Origin of the sequence: Rhodococcus koreensis, assembly GCF_900105905.1 — a bacterium.
GTDB lineage: Bacteria > Actinomycetota > Actinomycetes > Mycobacteriales > Mycobacteriaceae > Rhodococcus_F > Rhodococcus_F koreensis.
On sequence record NZ_FNSV01000005.1, the window covers coordinates 1742848 to 1761741 of the forward strand.

At 69.0% G+C, this 18894-nt stretch carries 17 protein-coding genes; 13 read left to right on the top strand and 4 right to left on the bottom strand.

Features of this window, described 5'->3' with window-relative positions:
* Positions 1–137 precede the first annotated feature (137 nt).
* The 7 genes from BLV94_RS12900 to BLV94_RS12930 all read left to right on the top strand — a co-directional run bounded on the left by BLV94_RS12900 (position 138) and on the right by BLV94_RS12930 (position 5930).
* On the top strand, positions 138–1037 hold the full coding sequence (locus BLV94_RS12900) for a sulfurtransferase (protein WP_072951493.1): 900 nt from the start codon (positions 138–140) through the stop codon (positions 1035–1037).
* Positions 1034–1450 (top strand): SufE family protein, encoded by a 417-nt coding sequence (locus BLV94_RS12905; RefSeq protein WP_015890050.1) that lies wholly within the window; start codon positions 1034–1036, stop codon positions 1448–1450. The genes BLV94_RS12900 and BLV94_RS12905 overlap by 4 nt, the downstream gene beginning before the upstream one ends.
* 21 nt (positions 1451–1471) lie before the next feature.
* Complete coding sequence (locus BLV94_RS12910) at positions 1472–2848, top strand: condensation domain-containing protein (protein ID WP_072951491.1); 1377 nt, start codon at positions 1472–1474, stop codon at positions 2846–2848.
* Positions 2849–2980: 132 nt separating this feature from the next.
* A complete protein-coding gene (locus BLV94_RS12915) occupies positions 2981–4768 on the top strand; it encodes an acetyl/propionyl/methylcrotonyl-CoA carboxylase subunit alpha (protein ID WP_074933741.1) in 1788 nt (595 codons plus the stop codon).
* A 67-nt stretch (positions 4769–4835) separates the two neighbouring features.
* The gene (locus BLV94_RS12920; RefSeq protein ID WP_072949054.1) at positions 4836–5255 is read left to right on the top strand and encodes a DUF1707 SHOCT-like domain-containing protein; all 420 of its coding nucleotides are present in this window, start codon (positions 4836–4838) and stop codon (positions 5253–5255) included.
* A 1-nt stretch (position 5256) separates the two neighbouring features.
* Positions 5257–5595, top strand: a complete 339-nt coding sequence (locus tag BLV94_RS12925) for a hypothetical protein (RefSeq protein ID WP_072949053.1) — start codon at positions 5257–5259, stop codon at positions 5593–5595.
* Between the two features lie 2 nt (positions 5596–5597).
* Positions 5598–5930 carry a VanZ family protein gene (locus tag BLV94_RS12930; protein WP_072949060.1) on the top strand — a complete coding sequence of 111 codons (333 nt, stop codon included), beginning with the start codon at positions 5598–5600 and terminating at the stop codon, positions 5928–5930.
* On the opposite strand, the gene BLV94_RS12935 is transcribed toward BLV94_RS12930, so the two are convergent.
* From BLV94_RS12935 to BLV94_RS12945, 3 genes are all read right to left on the bottom strand, one after another.
* On the bottom strand, positions 5894–6682 hold the full coding sequence (locus tag BLV94_RS12935) for a tyrosine-protein phosphatase (protein WP_072949051.1): 789 nt from the start codon (positions 6680–6682) through the stop codon (positions 5894–5896). The genes BLV94_RS12930 and BLV94_RS12935 overlap by 37 nt on opposite strands.
* The gene (lat, locus tag BLV94_RS12940) at positions 6679–8022 is read right to left on the bottom strand and encodes an L-lysine 6-transaminase (protein ID WP_072949049.1); all 1344 of its coding nucleotides are present in this window, start codon (positions 8020–8022) and stop codon (positions 6679–6681) included. Before lat ends, BLV94_RS12935 begins: the two co-directional genes overlap by 4 nt.
* A gap of 65 nt (positions 8023–8087) precedes the next feature.
* A complete protein-coding gene (locus BLV94_RS12945) occupies positions 8088–8552 on the bottom strand; it encodes an Lrp/AsnC family transcriptional regulator (protein WP_072949047.1) in 465 nt (154 codons plus the stop codon).
* Between the two features lie 30 nt (positions 8553–8582).
* On the opposite strand from BLV94_RS12945, the gene BLV94_RS12950 reads away from it, so the two are divergent.
* The 5 genes from BLV94_RS12950 (at position 8583) to BLV94_RS49550 (ending at position 12976) form a co-directional block, all read left to right on the top strand.
* Positions 8583–9704, top strand: a complete 1122-nt coding sequence (locus tag BLV94_RS12950) for a 2-oxoadipate dioxygenase/decarboxylase family protein (RefSeq protein ID WP_072949045.1) — start codon at positions 8583–8585, stop codon at positions 9702–9704.
* Positions 9701–11218, top strand: a complete 1518-nt coding sequence (gene amaB, locus BLV94_RS12955) for an L-piperidine-6-carboxylate dehydrogenase (protein ID WP_072949043.1) — start codon at positions 9701–9703, stop codon at positions 11216–11218. The genes BLV94_RS12950 and amaB overlap by 4 nt, the downstream gene beginning before the upstream one ends.
* Before the next feature lie 30 nt (positions 11219–11248).
* A complete protein-coding gene (locus BLV94_RS12960; RefSeq protein ID WP_083395564.1) occupies positions 11249–12253 on the top strand; it encodes an acyl-CoA dehydrogenase family protein in 1005 nt (334 codons plus the stop codon).
* A gap of 51 nt (positions 12254–12304) precedes the next feature.
* Positions 12305–12685, top strand: a complete 381-nt coding sequence (locus BLV94_RS12965) for a VOC family protein (protein ID WP_072949041.1) — start codon at positions 12305–12307, stop codon at positions 12683–12685.
* Between the two features lie 150 nt (positions 12686–12835).
* Complete coding sequence (locus BLV94_RS49550) at positions 12836–12976, top strand: hypothetical protein (protein ID WP_167372161.1); 141 nt, start codon at positions 12836–12838, stop codon at positions 12974–12976.
* 13 nt (positions 12977–12989) lie between these two features.
* Here the strand turns inward: BLV94_RS49550 and BLV94_RS12970 are convergent, their stop codons facing one another.
* Positions 12990–14255, bottom strand: coding sequence for a DUF222 domain-containing protein (locus BLV94_RS12970; RefSeq protein WP_208613704.1), 1266 nt, complete (start codon positions 14253–14255; stop codon positions 12990–12992).
* Positions 14256–14385: 130 nt separating this feature from the next.
* On the opposite strand from BLV94_RS12970, the gene BLV94_RS12975 reads away from it, so the two are divergent.
* A complete protein-coding gene (locus tag BLV94_RS12975) occupies positions 14386–18894 on the top strand; it encodes an ATP-dependent helicase (protein WP_208613705.1) in 4509 nt (1502 codons plus the stop codon).

Genomic DNA, 18894 nt, shown 5'->3' on the forward strand with positions numbered 1-18894 from the left:
GTTCGGGTGCGAATCTACGCGCCCGCCCTCACGTCCTCACCCTGTGCGGAAGGTAAGTGTGAACGCCGGTCGGAAGAACTTCCGGCGTCCGCCTAGAATTGATCCGTCCCCGTCGCATCTGCCCCAGGAGCCCACCCGTGCCCGTAGCGCCAGATCCCACCCAGTCCTTCGCCGAGTACGCCAATCCCGGTCGGCTCGTGTCGACGGAGTGGCTGTCCGCGAATCTGGGCACACCCGGCCTCAAGGTCGTGGAATCGGACGAGGATGTGCTCCTCTACGACGTCGGTCACATCCCCGGCGCCGTCAAGGTCGACTGGCACCTCGACCTCAACGATCCGGTGACGCGTGACTACATCAACGGGGAGCAGTTCGCCGAGCTGATGAGCCGCAAGGGCATCAGCCGCGACGACACCGTCGTGATCTACGGCGACAAGAGCAACTGGTGGGCGGCGTACGCCCTGTGGGTGTTCACGCTGTTCGGACACGAGGACGTCCGTCTCCTCGACGGCGGCCGCGACGCGTGGATCGCCGAGAACCGGGACACCGCGTTCGACGTCCCCGAGACCTCCCCCACCGACTACCCGGTGGTCGAGCGCAACGACGCCCCGATCCGCGCGTTCAAGGACGACGTCCTCGATCACCTCGGCAAGGGACCGCTGATCGACGTCCGTTCGCCGCAGGAGTACACCGGCGAGCGCACCCACATGCCCGACTACCCGGAAGAGGGCGCCCTCCGCGGCGGCCACATCCCGAGCGCGCAGAGCATTCCGTGGGCCAAGGCCGCGGCACCCGACAGCCGTTTCCGTTCGCGCGGTGAACTGAACGAGATCTACGGCGGGGTGTCCGCCGACGACGACATCGTGGCGTACTGCCGGATCGGTGAGCGTTCCAGTCACACCTGGTTCGTCCTCACCCACCTGCTCGGTTACCCCAATGTCCGCAACTACGACGGTTCGTGGACGGAATGGGGCAACATGGTTCGCGTTCCGATCGTCAGGGGTGAAGAGCCGGGAGACGTTCCCGGCGCAACGTCATGACCGAACTACCCGATTCGCTTGCCGAGATCGTCGACGACTTCGCCGCCGTCGACGGCTCGGACAAGCTGCAGTTGCTGCTGGAATTCAGCCGCGAACTGGCGCCCCTGCCTGCCGAACTCGAGCAGGACGCGATGGAACCGGTGCCGGAGTGCCAGTCTCCGCTGTTCCTTTCGGTCGACGACTCCGATCCGGAGCACGTGCGACTGCACTTCAGCGCGCCCGCGGAGGCACCGACGACGCGGGGTTTCGCGTCGATCCTCCACCAGGGCCTGGATGGGCACAGTGCTGTCACCATCCTCGGCGTTCCGGACGATTTCTACTCCGCGCTCGGGCTCGCCGACGCCGTCAGTCCGCTGCGGCTGCGCGGCATGTCGGCGATGCTCGCGCGAATCAAGCGGCATCTTCGCGGCTAGGCAGGGTCTGAACACATACCGATGGAATTCACCGAACTTGCCGACTACCCCGTTCCGGTGGGTGCGCTCACCGAATGGCTGCCGTGCGCCCGCTCGGAGTGGGTGGACGATCCCCGTCCGGCTTCGTACATCCACGAGGCGCATCTGCGCCGGTGCGCCGATGCCGAGGGTCGCGAATCCTGGCTGGGCACCGCATTCGAGATCCACGGCGCACTGAACGTCACCGCGTTCCGGACCGCACTGGAGAAGTGGACCGATCGTCACGAGGTGCTGCGCTCGCACACGATGTTCGACACGGAGACCGAGCGGGTGTGCCGGCGGACCGTGCCGCAGGGCGGGCTGCACGTGGGGGTCGTCAGCCACGGTTACGACGCCGCCGGGGGCGACAACTTCGCGCACCTGCAGCAACTGTTCGACGAGTACGCCTCGCCGCACAGTTGGCCGTCGTACGTCTTCGCGACGCTGGAAACCGTGCAACGCGACCGGTTCACGGTGTTCTTCGCGGCGGATCACTCGATCATCGACGGGTTCTCCATCGTCCTCGTCGCCCACGAGTTGACCGCCCTGTACGAGCAGGCGCTGTCCGGTCGCACAGCCAACCTGTTCCCCGTCGGCAGCTACATCGACTTCGGCCGCGAGGAGCGTGAGATCTCCACCGACGCCGAGGTGAAGCGTGAGGCGCTCGACGTGTGGCGGTCCGCACTCGAGGGGCCGGGGCTCCCCGAGTTCCCCCTGAAAGTCGGCCCGCGCACGTCGTATGCGCAGCAGAACCTGTCCGCCTGGATACTCGACGCCGACCAGGCGGCGGCGTTCAACTCGGCGTGCCGCGAGGCGGATGTGGGGTTCTTCCCCGGCCTGCTCGCGTGCCTCGGCCTGGCCGGCGCGGAAGTGGCGGGCGATGACCGCTTTCGGACGGTCACCCCGGTCCATACCCGGCACTCCCCGCAGTGGGCGTCCGCACTGGGCTGGTTCGTGGGTCTGAGCCCGATCGACTTCGAGGTGACCTCGGACGACTTCGCCGCCGTCGCCCGCGAGGCCGCCGACAGCGTGGCCCGGACGAAACCGATCTCGGTGGTCCCGTTCGACCAGATCGAGAAGGAACTCGACATCCCCATCCGGCCGCGCTTCGTCGTCTCCTACATGGACGTCCGGTTCGTGCCCGAAGCGGGCCGCTGGCACGAGCGCAACGCCCGGGCGCTGCGGAGCCGGCAGTACACCCACGACGTGTACGCCTGGATCAATCGCACCCCCCGAGGCGTCAATCTGGCGGTCCGATATCCGGGCAACGACATCGCCGCCGCGAGCGTCCACACGTGGGTCGGGAGCCTCCGCCGGCAACTGGAACAGGTTTCAACCAGCTACCCTTCGGTAGGGTTGCGGAGCGTCGGACAGGCCTGACGGCAATATTCGGTCCGGTGGCAACACCGATCGGTTCGGTGCCTAGACTCCGAAGTGATGCCGTAACCCACCGCCGGTGAACACCCCCGGGGACCACCGCGGAGACAGACCATGCGAACCACAGGAGGCTCAGTGCCCAGTCATGCCAGCGCGCACATCACGAAGGTGCTCGTCGCGAACCGCGGTGAGATCGCAGTGCGGGTGATCCGGGCCGCCGCCGATGCCGGCCTGGCCAGCGTCGCCGTCTACGCCGAACCCGACGCCGACGCCCCGTTCGTGCGCCTGGCCGACGAAGCCTTCGCCCTCGGCGGACAGACCTCCGCCGAGTCCTACCTGGTGTTCGACAAAATTTTGGACGCCGCCGCCAAGTCCGGCGCCGACGCCATCCACCCCGGCTACGGCTTCCTCTCCGAAAACGCCGACTTCGCCCAGGCCGTGATCGACGCCGGCCTGATCTGGATCGGCCCCTCCCCGCAATCGATCCGCGACCTCGGCGACAAGGTCACCGCCCGCCACATCGCCGAAAAGGCGAAGGCCCCGATGGCCGCCGGCACCAAGGACCCCGTCAAAAACGCCGACGAGGTCGTCGCCTTCGCCAAGGAATACGGCGTCCCCGTCGCCATCAAGGCCGCCTTCGGCGGCGGCGGCCGCGGCATGAAGGTCGCGCACACCATCGAGGAAATCCCCGAACTGTTCGACTCCGCCACCCGCGAGGCCGTCGCCGCGTTCGGCCGCGGCGAATGCTTCGTCGAACAGTATCTGGACAAGGCCCGGCACGTCGAAGCGCAGGTCATCGCCGACCAGCACGGCAACGTCATCGTCGCCGGCACCCGCGACTGCTCCCTGCAGCGCCGCTTCCAGAAACTCGTCGAGGAGGCCCCCGCCCCGTTCCTCACCGACGACCAACGCAACCGCATCCACAGCTCCGCCAAGGCCATCTGCAAGGAGGCCGGCTACTACGGCGCCGGCACCGTCGAATACCTCGTCCAGGGCGACACCGTCTCCTTCCTCGAGGTCAACACCCGCCTGCAGGTCGAACACCCCGTCACCGAGGAAACCGCCGGTATCGACCTGGTGCTGCAACAGTTCAAGATCGCCAACGGCGACCCCCTCGACATCCTCGAGGACCCCACCCCCCGCGGCCACTCCTTCGAGTTCCGCATCAACGGTGAGGACGCCGGCCGCGGCTTCCTGCCCGCCCCCGGACCGGTCACCAAGTTCGTGCCCCCCACCGGCCCCGGCGTCCGGATGGACTCCGGCGTCGAAACCGGATCCGTGATCGGCGGCCAGTTCGACTCCATGCTCGCCAAACTGATCGTCACCGGCGCCACCCGCGACGAAGCCCTCGCCCGGGCCCGCCGCGCCCTCGCCGAATTCCAGGTCGAAGGCCTCGCCACCGTCATCCCGTTCCACCGGGCCATCGTCTCCGACCCCGCCTTCATCGGCGACGGCACCTCATTCGACGTCTACACCAAGTGGATCGAAACCGAATGGGACAACCAGATCGAACCCTTCACCGGCGCAGCCCCGCTCGACGACGAGGACACCCTGCCCCGGCAGAACGTCGTCGTCGAGGTCGGCGGCCGCCGCGTCGAGGTGTCGCTGCCCGGCCAGTTCACCCTCGGCACCGGCGGCGCCCCGGCCGGGGCGGCCCGTAAGAAGCCCAAGGCCCGCACCCGCGGCGGCGCCCACGGCGGCGCCGCCTCCGGTGACGCCGTCACCGCCCCCATGCAGGGCACCGTCGTCAAGGTCGCCGTCGAAGAAGGCCAGCAAGTCGAAGAGGGCGACCTCATCGCCGTCCTCGAGGCCATGAAAATGGAAAACCCCGTCAACGCCCACAAGGCCGGCACCGTCACCGGCCTCGCCGTCGAACCCGGCTCCGCCATCACCCAGGGCACCGTCCTCGCCGAGCTCAAGTAGGCGCCTGCACCACTCGTGAGTCCTTCTCGGCCCCGGGGTCGAGAAGGACTCACAGTAGTCTGTACGCATGTCTGACGTTCCCGAGATCCGTATCGGCACAGCCGAACGTGAGCAGGCCCTGAACTCGTTGAGCGAACACTTCGCCGCGGGCCGTCTGACGGTCCCCGAGTTCGACGAGCGCAGTCTCGCGGTCACGAATGCCACCACCCGCGGCGAACTCGATCGAGTGTTCACCGACCTCCCCGCGACCACGGCCGCCGCGCCCGCCAAGGCGGACGGAGCGGACACCGGCCACGACCAGAACTGGCGTCGCATCGTGATGTCGGTGATCCCGCTCATCGCCCTCGTGCTGTTCTTCGTCGTCCCCGTCGACAACAGCTGGCTGTTCTTCCTGATGATCCCTGCCGCCGGCGCCATCCTGTTCGGCACCCGCGACGACCGGCACGATCGAGATCGTCGCCGCGGCCGCCGCGACCGGGACCGCTGACATGGAACCGGTGGAGGTCAATGCAGGCGGCTGGTATCTGCGCGCACTGCGCGAGGACGAGCGCGTCAACGACCGTCCGGCGCTCGCGGACGGTGGAATTACCGAACCCGGCTACATCGCCCGCCGCACGGCGCAGTGGCTGAGCGATGAGCACTATTCGTGGGCGATCTGCCAGCCGAACACCGGCGAACTGCTCGCCGAGGTGGGGCTCACTCCGTCCGGTGAATCCGCGACCCTCACCGGGTGGGCGCGGGCCGGTCACGAGGACGCACTCGCGAGCGGATCGGATGCGGTGCAACGGTTTGCGGAGGGCGCACTGGGGTTCACGGTCCAGCGGTGATCATGCGTTCCGTTCCGGTGGCGGCCCTCACCGTGCTGGCGCTGGTGATGTTGTTGTCTCCCGCGTCCGCGACACCGTCGGGTCCCGAACATGCCGACAAGGTGGTGCACACGCTGCTGTTCGCGGCGCTGGCGGCCGCCTCCCGGTATGCCCTTCTGACGCCACGGATCACGGTGCTCTGGCTCGCGGCGTTCGCGGTGATCACCGAGATACTGCAGGGCGTGCTGCCGATCGGCAGGCACGGTTCGGTCTGGGATCTCTGCGCGGACATGGTGGGTGTGGCGATCGGGTTGTCCGCTCAGTCCGCGATCATGCGCTCCCGCAGCAGAGTCTGAACTCCCGCGTCGAGGCCGAGTCCGTCGGAGAAGTACCGCTCGACCGTCCCGTAACGCTCGCGCATGACGGCCAGCGACACCTGCAGATACTGCTCGCGGACCCCGAGCACGGGCTCGAGCAGCGCCGGATCTCCACCCGCGTCGACGAATTTCTCGAACACGCCCGCGAACGCCGGCAGCAGGAGTTCGTTGGTCAGCAGGTAGTCGTGGAACACGTCGTCCTCGGCGACCCCGAGGAGCAGCAGCAGCGCCGCCGTGGCCCACCCCGTCCGGTCCTTCCCCGTGGTGCAGTGTACGAGGGCCGGCGTGTTGCCGTTCGACGCCAGACCGCCGAACAGTTCCCGGTACGAGGACACCGCACTGGGCATCGCGACGAAATCGCGGTAGCTGCCCTCGAAATACTCGATGGCGCGTCCACCGCCGAGTTCGCGTTCGGCGATCATCGGGTCGGCGATCACCTGCAGCATCTGCGCGGGGATCGAGCGGATCCCCTTGTCGGCGAGCACGTCCAACGCGACTGCGCGGGCCCCGTTCGGGAGTATGTCGGGGGCCGCGTCACGCTCGTCGGCGGTCCGCAGGTCGTACACCGTCCGGATCCCGAGGCCGTCGAGCAGCGGCATGTCCGCGTCCGCGACCCGGCTGAGATCGGTCGAACGGTAGAACACACCGGTGCGCACCTTCGCGCCGTCCCCGGTTCGGTATCCGCCGACGTCTCGCAGATTGGGCACGGACGTGAGCGGAATCGGCGTCATGCGTCGACGGTACCGCCCAGCACCCGTGCCAGTGCATCCACGGCGGCGTCGAGTTCCGCGGTCGTCACCGTCAGCGGTGGACGGAACCTGATCCCGCACTTGCCGGTGGGCAGGATCAGCACCCGCTCCCGGTCCCTCAGGTCCGCGACGACCCGGTCCCGCCGCTGCGGGGTGGGAAGCGTGATCGCGCACATCAGGCCCCGCCCCCGCGGCTCGGTCACGTCGGCGTTCGCCCGCGCGAGTTCCCGGAGCCGTCCGAGAAGGTGCGCCCCCGTCATCCGGGCCCGGTCGACGAGCCTGTCCTCCTCGACGATCTCGAGGATCCGGCGGGACCGCACCATGTCGGTAAGGTTGCCGCCCCAGGTCGAGTTGATCCGCGAGCTGACGGCGAACACGTTGTCGGGGATCTCGTCCACCCTGCCGCCGGCCATGATTCCGCAGACCTGGGTCTTCTTGCCGAACGCGACGACGTCGGGGTGCACCCCCAGTTGCTGGTACGCCCAGGCGGTTCCGGTGAGACCGCAGCCGGTCTGCACCTCGTCGAAGACGAAGAGGGCGTCGTTCTCGCGGCAGAGTGCCTCCATCGCCTGGAAGAATTCCGGGCGGAAGTGGTGGTCTCCACCCTCACCCTGGATCGGCTCGGCGATGAAACAGGCCACGTCCGAGGGGTTCTCGGCGAACGCGCGACGCGCCTGATCCAGTGCGTGCCGTTCGGCTTCCTCGACGTCCCGCCCGTCCGCGAGGTACGGGGAGTCGATACGCGGCCAGTCGAACTTCGGGTACCGCGCCACCTTGCCGGGCTCGGTGTTGGTGAGCGACATGGTGTATCCGCTGCGCCCGTGGAAGGCCTCGGTCAGATGGAGCACCTTCGTGCCGAGTGCCGGGTCGAGGCCCCGGCTCTCGTTGAGCCTGCTCTTCCAGTCGAACGCCGCCTTCAGCGCGTTCTCGACGGCGAGCGCGCCACCGTCGATGAAGAAGAGGTGCGGTAGTGCGGGATCGCCCAGCACCCGGGCGAACGTCTCGACGAACCGTGCCATCGGGACGGTGTAGATGTCGGAGTTGCTCGGTTTGTTGATCGCCGCCGCCGCCAGTTCCCGGCGAAACGCGTCGTCGTCCGCCAGTGCGGGGTGGTTCATCCCGAGGGCCGATGACGCGAAGAATCCGAACATGTCCAGATAGCTGGTGCCGTCCCGCAGGTCGACGAGATGCGTGCCGCGTGAGCGGTCCAGGTCGAGCACCAGGTCGAACCCGTCGACCAGAATGCGCTCGCGCAGCACGTCGTGCACCTGGCTCGCCGGCAGCTCGCCCCCATCTCCGGTAAAACGAATCGCTGTGCTCATACCGAGAGATTACGTCAAAATTCCTGTCTGCCGGCGACGATTCGGCAACATATCCGGTACGGGGCTCACTTGTCGTAAAATGTTTGCAAGATGATGGTGCTGCGCGTATGCACGTTGGCGGTGGCGCGGATCTCCTGCAGCAGGTGTTCCAGCTCCCGCGGCGAGGCGACGCGCACCAGCAGCACGTAGCTCTCCTCCCCCGCGACCGAGTGGCACGCCTCGATCGCGGGGAGGTTCCGCAATCGGGCGGGCGCGTCGTCGGGCTGCGACGGATCGAGAGGGGTGATCGCGACGAATGCGGACAGACCGTGCCCGAGCGCATCCGGATCGATCTTCGCGGTGTACCCGCGGATCACTTTGCGGGCCTCGAGCCTGCGTACCCTCGACTGCACCGCGGAGATCGACAGCCCGGCCTTCTCGGCGAGTGTCGCCAGGGTCGCCCGGCCGTCGGCCACCAGCTCCTGCATCAGTACCCGATCGATGTCGTCGAGAGGAGTATGGGGTGCGTCGCTACGGAAAGATTCCACCACCAGCGCAGGCTAGCCCAGCGGAGGTGCATCATGGTTGAAACGTGGGAGCTCCGCGCCCGCTTCGCCCGCGCACTGGGCGCGGCGTACGGCCGGACGGTGCCCGCCTACGACACGCTGGTCGAGGTGGCCGACGAGGTCAACGCGGACTTCGCAGCGAGAAACCCGGCCGGCGCCGAACGCCGGGGTGGCCTCGCCCGGATCACCGTGGAGCGCCACGGCGCGATCCGCTTGGGCGGACCCACGGAGCTTCGTCAGGCCGCCATCCTGTTCTCGGGCTTCGGGATGCACCCCGTCGGCTGCTACGACCGGCGCGACGCACCCGAGCCGGCGCCCGTCGTCTCGACGGGGTTCCGTCCCGTCGACCCGATCGAACTGGCCCGCAACCCGTTCGGGATGTTCACGTCGATGCTCACCACGGCCGATCGCCGGTTCTTCGACGGTGATCTGCAGCACCGCCTCGAGAATGTCCTCGCCGCCCGCAGCGTGTTTCCCACGGAGCTGTTGCACCTGGCCGCACTCGCGACCGAGGAGGGCGGGCTGACCGCGCCGACGGCGGAACGGTTCGTCGCGCTCGCGGTCACGGCGTTCGCACCGTCGGACACCGCGGCCGACCGATCCTGGCTCTCCGCGCTCGAACGCGTCGCACCCGTCGCCGCCGGCCTCGGTGGGCGCACGGGCGTGCGGGTCGTGCACCTCGCACCGCGAGTCTTCGACATCGACGACCTGTGCCGTCGGTCGGCGCGGCACGGCCTGAGAAGGATCGACGGCACCGGCCCTCGGCCCGCACGGGGCGGCCCGGACGTCCTGGTGCGGCGGGTGTCGTTCGGCGCCGCCGGCACACCGGGCGGCGTCCTCGTGGCGGAATCACGTGGCATGGCACTGACACCCGAAGGACAGGAACTGTACGCCGCCCACGGCGACGACGAAATTCCGCAGACGGAAGCGGAACTGGAGGCCGGCGGGCTGGCGTACTTCACGCACCGCCGCACCGGCGCGGAGCCGATCCTCTATGAGGACTTCCCGCCGATGCCGGTCGGCTCCGGCCCCGACCACCTACCGTGGCTCTCCGAGACACTCGGCCGGGCCGCGCACGACCCGTTCATGCTCTACCGACAGCAGCAGGACCATTCCCGAGAGAGGACAGCATCGTGAACCTTCCCGCCCCCGAGGAGTTGTGCCGACGCGCCGAGCAAGCACTGATCAGGTGCGGTGCCGAGATCACCGACGGCGGGGGACCGCTCGTCGCGCGCACACCGATCACCGGGACCGAACTGCGCACGGTGACGGCGAGCAGCGCGGAGGACGTGGACCGGGCGATCACCGCGGCCCACGAGGCCTTCCTCGAATGGCGTTCCGTCCCTGCCCCCCAGCGCGGCGCCGTGGTGCGCCGTCTGGGTCAGCTCCTGACGGAACACAAGACCGATCTGGCGGAACTGGTCACCCTCGAGGCAGGCAAGATTCCGTCCGAGGCGCAGGGCGAAGTGCAGGAGATGATCGACATCTGCGAATTCGCGGTCGGACTGTCCCGCCAGTTGTACGGCAAGACGATGGCGTCGGAACGTCCGGGACATCGGCTGATGGAGACGTGGCATCCGCTGGGAGTCGTCGGGGTGATCTCGGCGTTCAACTTCCCGGTGGCCGTGTGGTCGTGGAACACCGCGGTCGCGCTGGTCTGCGGTGACACGGTGGTGTGGAAGCCGTCGGACCGGACGCCGCTGACGGCGATCGCGTGCGACGCCCTGCTGGCGCGCGCCGCCCGGGACGTCGGTGCACCCGCCGGGATCCACGCCCTGATCCAGGGTGCGGGGGACGTCGGCGAACGGCTCGTCGACGACGCACGCGTCGCGTTGGTCAGCGCCACCGGTTCGGTGCGGATGGGTCGCGCCGTGGGACCGCGCGTCGCCGCGCGCTTCGGTAAATGCCTGCTCGAACTGGGCGGCAACAATGCGGCGGTGGTGGCACCGTCCGCCGATCTCGATCTGACCGTGCGGGGCGTCGTGTTCTCCGCCGCGGGCACCGCGGGACAACGCTGCACGTCGCTGCGACGGCTGATCGTGCACTCGTCCGTCGCCGACGAACTGGTGGAGCGCATCTCTTCGGCGTACGGCCAGCTGAAGGTCGGGAACCCGTTCGACGACGGCGTCCTCGTCGGTCCGCTGGTGAACCGCTCCGCGTTCGACGCCATGCAGACCGCGTTGGACAAGGCCCGCGCCGACGGCGGGACCGTCGTCTGCGGTGGCGAACGCAGCGGTGGCAGCGACTCCGCCTACTACGTCTCGCCCGCCCTCGTCCGGATGCCCGCGCAGACGTCGGTGGTGCAGGAGGAGACGTTCGCACCGATCCTCTACGTGCTCACCTACGAAGACTTCGACCAGGCGATCGCGTTGCACAACGAAGTGCCCCAGGGACTCTCGTCGTCGATCTTCACCACCGATCAGCGCGAGGCCGAGAGGTTCCTGGCGGCAGACGGTTCCGACTGCGGCATCGCGAACGTCAACATCGGCACGTCGGGGGCGGAGATCGGCGGGGCGTTCGGCGGCGAGAAGGAGACGGGCGGCGGACGCGAGTCCGGATCCGACGCGTGGAAGGCCTACATGCGCCGCGCGACGAACACCGTCAACTACTCCGATCGACTCCCGCTCGCGCAGGGGGTGGAGTTCACCTGATCGGCAGCGTCGACCGGCTACTCTCGGGGCGTGAGCAACTGGACCGAGATGGCGCGTGAGATCGCCGAGAACGTGCTGTTCCCGGTGGCCGACAGCGTCGATGCCGACGGCGAGATTCCCGACAGTCACTTCGAGACTCTCGCCGCCGACGGCTTCTACGGACTCGCGGCACCCGGCGAAGAGGGAGTGACGCCGTCGGTGCTGGTCGACGTGATGGAGACGTTGTGCGGCGGTTGCCTCGCGACGGCGTTCACGTGGATGCAGCATCACGGCGTCGTCGCCGGTCTCGCCGGTTCACCGAACACGACCCTGCAGGATCGGTACCTCGACGGACTCGTCGACGGCACGGTGCGGGCCGGCGTCGCTCTGGCCGGAGCGATTCCCGTCCCGCCCACCCTGTGGGCGCGCAGCGTCGACGACGGCTACGTGCTCGACGGGGTGTCGCCGTTCGTCACCGGCTGGGGCATCGTCGATCTGCTCCAGGTATCGGCGCGCGACGAATTCGACGACTCCATCGTGCACGTCATCATTCCCGCACAACCTTTGCGCGGACTCACCGCCGAGGAACTCCCGCTGATCGCGGCGCGGGGGTCGAACACGGTCCGGCTGAAATTCGACGGGCTCGCCGTACCGCGGGATCTGGTGAGCGCCGTCGTCTCCCCCGAGGACTTCGCGAAGAGCCAACTGTTCGGGTCGTGGATCAACGGATGCATGGCGATGGGAATCACCCGGCGGGCGATCAGCGAACTGGAAGCCCTCGGCGTCGACGCGGACCCGTTCGAGGAGCAGGCTGCCCGGGCACGTCTCGACCTGAACGCGGCACTCGAAGGCCGGGCGGAGATCGCCGAAGCGCGCGCCCGTGCTTCGGAACTCGCCATCCGTACCGCCACCGCCCTCGTCACCGCGAAGGGCAGTTCCGCACTGCTCGTGGGAAATACGGCGGAACGACTGATGCGTGAAGCCACCTTCACACTCGTCGCAGCGGGACGTCCGGCGATCAAGTCCGCGTTGCTGCAGCGCCTCGGCCGCGACTAGCGCGTGGCTCCGCGTATCCCGACAGATCCAAGCTGAAAGTGGGTTTCGTCCATGGCATGCCGCATCAGTGAACTCGTGCTCGGTTGCCGCGACCCCGAGGTGCTGGCCCGGTTCTGGTGCGAGGTCCTGGACTTCGTGGTGCTCGACCGCGAGGGCGACGGAAGCATCGAGATCGGGCCACGCGAAGGGTTCGGCGGCCCGCAGCCGACGATCATCCTCAGCCGCCGCGACGTACCGGAGCCCGGGAAACCCCGGCTGCACATCGACGTCAACGCCACCGACCGCGATCAGGACGCCGAACTCGAACGCCTCCTGAAACTCGGCGCCCGCCCCGCCGACATCGGCCAGACCGGGGAAGAGCCCTGGCACGTCCTCGCCGATCCCGAAGGCAACGAATTCTGCCTGCTCCGGGCCCGCCTCGCTCCCCTCTGACGGTCCTGGCCGGGCGGGATCCCGTGCACGGGCATCGTGTTCGCGGTCGCCGGAGCTTCGCGTGCGTGCCTGTCGGTGCCGTCGTCTACTGTCTGACGGCTCCACCCGTGGCGCACCGCCCTTCGACCGAAGCGAGACAACGTGTTCAGGATGATCCGCGTCGTTGCGGTGGCGCTACTCGCCGTCGGCGCGTATGTGGCGCTGTCCGAGCACGAGCCGTCGACGGTCGAGGTGCCATTGCCGTCGTTCGCGCCGGCAGCAGTACCCGCCGCGGATCTCGCGACGGTGTGAACACAGGCCTGGGCTAGGGCCCTCGGTCCTCGGCGCGCACCCGGTCACGGAGCCTCCGGCGAGCACGATCGATCTGCTCACCGGTGTGGTGCCGGTGATTGATTCGCGGTTTCCCCTCCGGGTCGATGTGCGGTGGCGGTATCCATTCGGTGCGTCCCGCGTAGCCCGCTCGTGTGCATCCACCTTCGGCGGCAATGAGAGCGAGGCGTTGGTCCGCGCTGGCCACCCGTCGGAGCCGTCCGAGATACAGGGGCCTGCCGTCATGGTCGAACAGGACGAGCACCGGGTGGGCGTTTTCAGCAAGTTTCAGCGCGTCGTCGAGGGGAAGGAGACCTCCCGTCGCCGTGGTCGCCATTCCGCCCGCAGCCTTCTCGAGTTGATCGAGCGTCATGGTGATGATCGCCGTGACGGGCAGACCCCGGTGCGGACCCAGGATCCGAGATTCGAGCACGACCCTGAACATCGCACTCAGGGCGTCATGGTTCCGCTGCGCCGCGGTGCGCGTGTCCCGCGCCGCCGCCGCGACCAGCGCTTCACGATCGATCGACGGATCCTCGGCGTCGCCGCGTGGTGACTCCGGGTCGTCCGGATTGTTCATGCCGGGGCGGGCCCACTTCGCGAGGATCGGGTCGAGGAGGGCGCGCGCGGTGGGGTCGAGTTCGCCGGAGATCTTCGACATCAGTTCGGTGTCCTGACGACCGAGGGAGATGCCGCGTCGGCCCGCCCGATCGCGATCGTCCGTGAGACGACCGTCGGGATCGAGGTAGGCGAGCAGTCGGTGACCGGCACTCTCGACGTCTTCCGGGGTGCCGCCACGCGCGCACCCGGCCAGGATCGCTTCGGCTGCGGCGACGTCCGCGTTCGACACGGCGTGCGGGATCTTGCGCATGATCTTCGAGACTGCCCGGGCGTGATCGGAGCCGATGGCACCGTCGCGTTGCGCGACCGCCGTTTCCGGAAGTGCCGCCGGCAGGTCGTCGCCCGACAGCGTGTGCCAGGCGCCGAGGTTGCGGGCAGCCGACACCCGGGCCGACGCGTCCGACGCCGACACGCGCAGCACGTCGACCAGCAGCTTGTTCGGTGAGTTGTAGCCGAGCGTCGCGGGCAGCGAGTGTTCGACACTCTCGACGATCAGCCGCTGCGAGACCGCGCCTGCGCGGCGGAGGGAAGTCTCGAGTTGCTGCATCGTCAGCATCACGTCGGAATCCGACACACCCGTGAGGTCCACGTCGAGCAATCCCGTGACGGCAGCAGCCAGCGCAGTCAGGTGTTCCGTCACCTGATCTGCCGCCCCCCGGTCGAACTCATGTTCGAATCATACTGTGCCCCACCGACACATTCAGCGGACCGCAGGGAGACCGCACAGCATGTGCCCGCCGCCTGTCGGACCCCCGGTGCAGTATGGAACGGTGACCGACGTCCTGGGCAGGTTCACCGCTGCCACCCGCGAGTGGTTCGGCGGCGCGTTTCCCGCGCCGACGGCCGCGCAGCTCGGTGCGTGGGAGTCGATCGCCAGCCGAGCGCACACGCTGGTCGTCGCCCCGACCGGTTCGGGCAAGACGCTGTCCGCGTTCCTGTGGTCCCTCGACCAACTCGCCGCAACGGACGGGAAGGACCGCAAGACCAAGGTCCTCTACATCTCCCCGCTCAAGGCGCTCGGTGTCGACGTCGAGCGCAACCTGCGGGCCCCGCTCGTCGGGATAACGCAGACGGCCAAGCGGCTCGGTCTCACGCCGCCGGAGATCTCGGTGGGTGTCCGCTCCGGCGACACACCGGCCGGCGACCGGCGCGCGCTGATCAAGAATCCGCCCGACATCCTCATCACCACCCCCGAGTCGCTGTTCCTCATGCTGACGTCCGCCGCGCGCGAGACGCTGACGCAGGTCGACACGGTCATCGTCGACGAGGTGCACGCGGTGGCCGGCACGAAGCGCGGCGCGCACCTGGCGTTGTCGCTCGAACGCCTCGACCGGCTTCTCGACACCCCGGCGCAGCGCATCGGGCTGTCGGCGACGGTGCGGCCACACGAGGAGGTGGGCCGGTTCCTGTCCGGCTCGGCGCCCATCCGTATCGTGGCACCGCCGTCGCCGAAGACGTTCGACCTCACCGTGCAGGTTCCGGTGGAAGACATGACCGAACTCGGTCTCGCCGAGCCCGCCGAAGGTTCGGCCTCGGCGACCCCGCAGGCGGGGTCGATCTGGCCGCACGTGGAGGAACAGATCGTCGATCTCGTCCTGGCGCACCGGTCGTCCATCGTGTTCGCGAACTCGCGGCGGCTCGCCGAGCGCCTGACCGCACGACTCAACGAGATCTACGCCGAACGCGCCGGGACAGCGGTCGACAAGAACCCGAAACCGGCCTCGCAGATCGGCACCCCGTCCGAGGTCAACTTCGGTGCGGACCCGCTGCTCGCCCGCGCCCACCACGGGTCGGTCAGCAAGGACCAGCGGGCCCTGATCGAGGACGACCTGAAGTCGGGGCGGCTGCGGTGCGTGGTCGCGACGAGCAGCCTCGAACTCGGAATCGACATGGGCGCCGTCGATCTGGTGATCCAGGTGGAGGCGCCCCCGTCCGTGGCGAACGGTCTGCAGCGCGTCGGCCGCGCCGGACACCAGGTCGGGGAGATCTCCCGGGGTGTGGTGTTCCCGAAGCACCGCACCGATCTCGTGCACTGCGCCGTCACCGTCGAGCGGATGGTCACCGGCAAGATCGAGGCGCTCGCCGTTCCCGCCAACCCGCTCGACATCCTCGCCCAGCACACAGTGGCGGCCACCGCGCTCGAACCGCTCGACGTGGACGACTGGTTCGAGACGGTACGGCGCAGCGGTTCCTTCGCGACGCTGCCGCGCTCGGCGTACGAGTCCACCCTCGACCTTCTCGCGGGCCTCTACCCGTCCGACGAGTTCGCCGAACTCCGGCCCCGCCTCGTCTGGGACCGCGAGGCCAACACGCTCACCGGACGCCCCGGCGCGCAGCGGCTGGCGGTCACGTCGGGCGGCGCCATCCCCGACCGCGGTCTGTTCACCGTCTACATGGTCGGTGAGAAGGCGTCCCGGGTCGGCGAACTCGACGAGGAGATGGTGTACGAGTCGCGGGTCGGTGACGTCTTCGCGCTCGGTGCCACCAGTTGGCGGATCGAGGAGATCACGTTCGACCGGGTGCTGGTCAGTCCCGCCTACGGCCAGCCGGGTCGGCTGCCGTTCTGGCACGGCGACGGTCTGGGCAGGCCTGCGGAGCTGGGCGAGGCGCTGGGACAGTTCCTGCGGGAGATCTCGCTCGGGCACGAGACCGAGGTGCAGGAGCGCTGCCGGACCGGTGGGCTCGACGAGAACGCCACGAACAATCTCGTGCAACTCGTCACCGAGCAGAAGACAGCCACCGGGCAGGTCCCCACCGACCGCACCCTGGTGGTCGAACGGTTCCGCGACGAACTCGGCGACTGGCGGCTGATCCTGCATTCGCCGTACGGCCAGCGCGTTCACGCTCCGTGGGCGCTGGCCGTGAGTGCCCGGCTGAGCGAGCGTTACGGCCTCGACTCGAACGCGACGGCGTCCGACGACGGCATCATCGTGCGCCTTCCCGACACCGAGGACACCCCGCCCGGCGCCGACCTCTTCGTCTTCGACACCGACGAGATCGAGGACATCGTCACCGAACAGGTCGGCGGGTCGGCGCTGTTCGCGTCCCGGTTCCGTGAGTGCGCGGCCCGGGCGCTGCTGCTGCCCCGACGAACCCCGGGAAAGCGCGCACCGCTGTGGCAGCAGCGGCAGCGGTCCGCCCAGTTGCTCGATGTGGCCCGCCGGTATCCGACGTTCCCGATCCTGCTCGAGACCGTCCGCGAGTGCCTGCAGGACGTGTACGACCTACCGGCCCTGAAGGACCTGCTCCGCCGGCTGGCGCGTCGCCAGATCCGGATCGTCGAGGTGGAGACGCAGTCGCCGTCACCGTTCGCCGGCGCCCTGCTGTTCAACTACGTCGGCGAGTTCATGTACGAGGGCGACAGCCCGCTCGCCGAACGCCGGGCCGCTGCGCTGTCCCTGGACTCGACGCTGCTGGCGGAACTGCTCGGCCGGGTGGAACTGCGCGAACTGCTCGACGCCGACGTCATCGCCCGCGCCGAACTCGAACTCCAGCGACTGCTCCCCGACCGCAAGGCGAAGGACCTCGAGGGCGTCGCCGACCTGCTGCGTCTCCTGGGGCCGCTGACCTCCGACGAGGTCGCCGCACGGTCGACCGCCGATCCGGCCCCCTGGCTCGACGAACTCGTGCGTGCGAAGCGGGCGCTCAGCGTGTCCTTCGCCGGTCGCGAATGGTGGACGGCCATCGAGGATGCGGCACGTCTGCGCGACGGGCTCGGGGTGCCGCTGCCCATCGGGGTTCCCGCCGCGTTCATCGAACCCGTCGACGATCCGCTCGCCGATCTGATCAGCCGGTACGCCCGCACCCACGGCCCGTTCACGATCACCGACGCCGCGGCCCGTTTCGGTCTCGGTTCGGCGGTGGCCCGCGACGTCCTGCAGCGGCTCGCACAGGGCAAGCGGGTGGTCGAGGGCGAGTTCCGCCCCGGCGCGACGGGCAGCGAATGGTGCGATGCCGAGGTCCTGCGACGTCTGCGCAGGCGCTCGCTGGCTGCGGCGCGTCAGGAGGTCGAGCCGGTCAGCACGGCGACGCTCGGCCGCTTCCTCCCGGCCTGGCAGCACGTCGGGGGCACACTGCGCGGTATCGACGGCGTCGCGACCGTCGTGGAACAGCTTGCCGGCGTTCCGGTTCCCGCGTCGGCACTCGAATCACTGATCCTGCCGTCGCGGGTGGCCGACTACTCCCCCGCCATGCTCGACGAACTCACGTCCACCGGTGAGGTGTTGTGGTCGGGGGCGGGCAGCATCTCCGGGAAGGACGGGTGGGTGTGCCTCCACCCCGCCGACACCGCACCGCTCACGCTGACCACGCCCGCGGAATCGGACCTGTCCGACGTGCAGCGCCGGGTGCTCGACACGCTGTCCGGCGGCGGCGCGTTCTTCTTCCGGCAACTTGCGGACACCCTCGAGATGTCCGACGACAGCACGCTGGCCACCGCTTTGTGGGATCTGGTGTGGCTGGGCCACATCGGCAACGACACCCTCGCTCCGGTGCGCGCCCTGCTGTCGGACACGTCCAGGACCACCACGAGCCACCGGTCGCCACGACGTCCCCCGCGCGCCCGGGCGTATCGCAGTCTGACGGTCCCGGTGCGCACCGCACCGCCCACGGCCGGGGGACGGTGGTCGATTCTGCCCGCCGCCGAATCCGATGCCACGCTGCGGGCCAGCGCCACCGCCGAACTGCTGCTGGAGCGGTACGGGGTGGTGACCCGCGGGTCCGTGATGACCGAGAACGTTCCGGGCGGCTTCGCGCTGATGTACAAGGTGCTGGGCACGTTCGAGGACAACGGCCGCTGCCGACGGGGACACTTCGTCGAGTCGCTCGGCGGTGCCCAGTTCTCCACTCCCCCCGTGGTGGACCGGCTCCGGAGCTACGGCGATTCGCTCGAGGGCAGGCACACCACACTGCCTGCCGTGACGCTCGCCGCCAGCGATCCCGCCAACCCGTACGGTGCGGCCCTGCCGTGGCCGCGGCGCGGCGACGACGCGCCCGCGCACCGGCCCGGACGCAAGGCCGGCGGACTGGTGGTGCTGGTGGAGGGCGAGCTGACCCTGTTCGTCGAACGCGGCGGACGCACCGTCCTCACGTTCACCGACGACCCGGGTGTGCTCCGCACCGCGGCCGTCACGCTCGCCGGGGTCGTCAAGCGCGGTGGGATCGACAGGATCGTGGTCGAGAAGGTGGACGGCGACACCATCCACGGCAGCGACTTCGCACCGATCCTGACCGAGGCCGGGTTCTCGCCCACTCCACGCGGTTTCCGGTTGCGAGCCTGA

Bases quoted from the DNA above. Each gene is read 5' to 3' on its own strand.
- lat (WP_072949049.1), bottom strand. From the start codon at position 8,022: ATGAGCACAGCGATTCGTTTTACCGGAGATGGGGGCGAGCTGCCGGCG.
- BLV94_RS12950 (WP_072949045.1), top strand. From the start codon at position 8,583: ATGGTTGAAACGTGGGAGCTCCGCGCCCGCTTCGCCCGCGCACTGGGC.
- BLV94_RS49550 (WP_167372161.1), top strand. From the start codon at position 12,836: ATGATCCGCGTCGTTGCGGTGGCGCTACTCGCCGTCGGCGCGTATGTG.
- BLV94_RS12935 (WP_072949051.1), bottom strand. From the start codon at position 6,682: ATGACGCCGATTCCGCTCACGTCCGTGCCCAATCTGCGAGACGTCGGC.
- BLV94_RS12925 (WP_072949053.1), top strand. From the start codon at position 5,257: ATGGAACCGGTGGAGGTCAATGCAGGCGGCTGGTATCTGCGCGCACTG.
- BLV94_RS12965 (WP_072949041.1), top strand. From the start codon at position 12,305: ATGGCATGCCGCATCAGTGAACTCGTGCTCGGTTGCCGCGACCCCGAG.
- BLV94_RS12930 (WP_072949060.1), top strand. From the start codon at position 5,598: ATGCGTTCCGTTCCGGTGGCGGCCCTCACCGTGCTGGCGCTGGTGATG.
- BLV94_RS12910 (WP_072951491.1), top strand. From the start codon at position 1,472: ATGGAATTCACCGAACTTGCCGACTACCCCGTTCCGGTGGGTGCGCTC.
- BLV94_RS12905 (WP_015890050.1), top strand. From the start codon at position 1,034: ATGACCGAACTACCCGATTCGCTTGCCGAGATCGTCGACGACTTCGCC.
- BLV94_RS12920 (WP_072949054.1), top strand. From the start codon at position 4,836: ATGTCTGACGTTCCCGAGATCCGTATCGGCACAGCCGAACGTGAGCAG.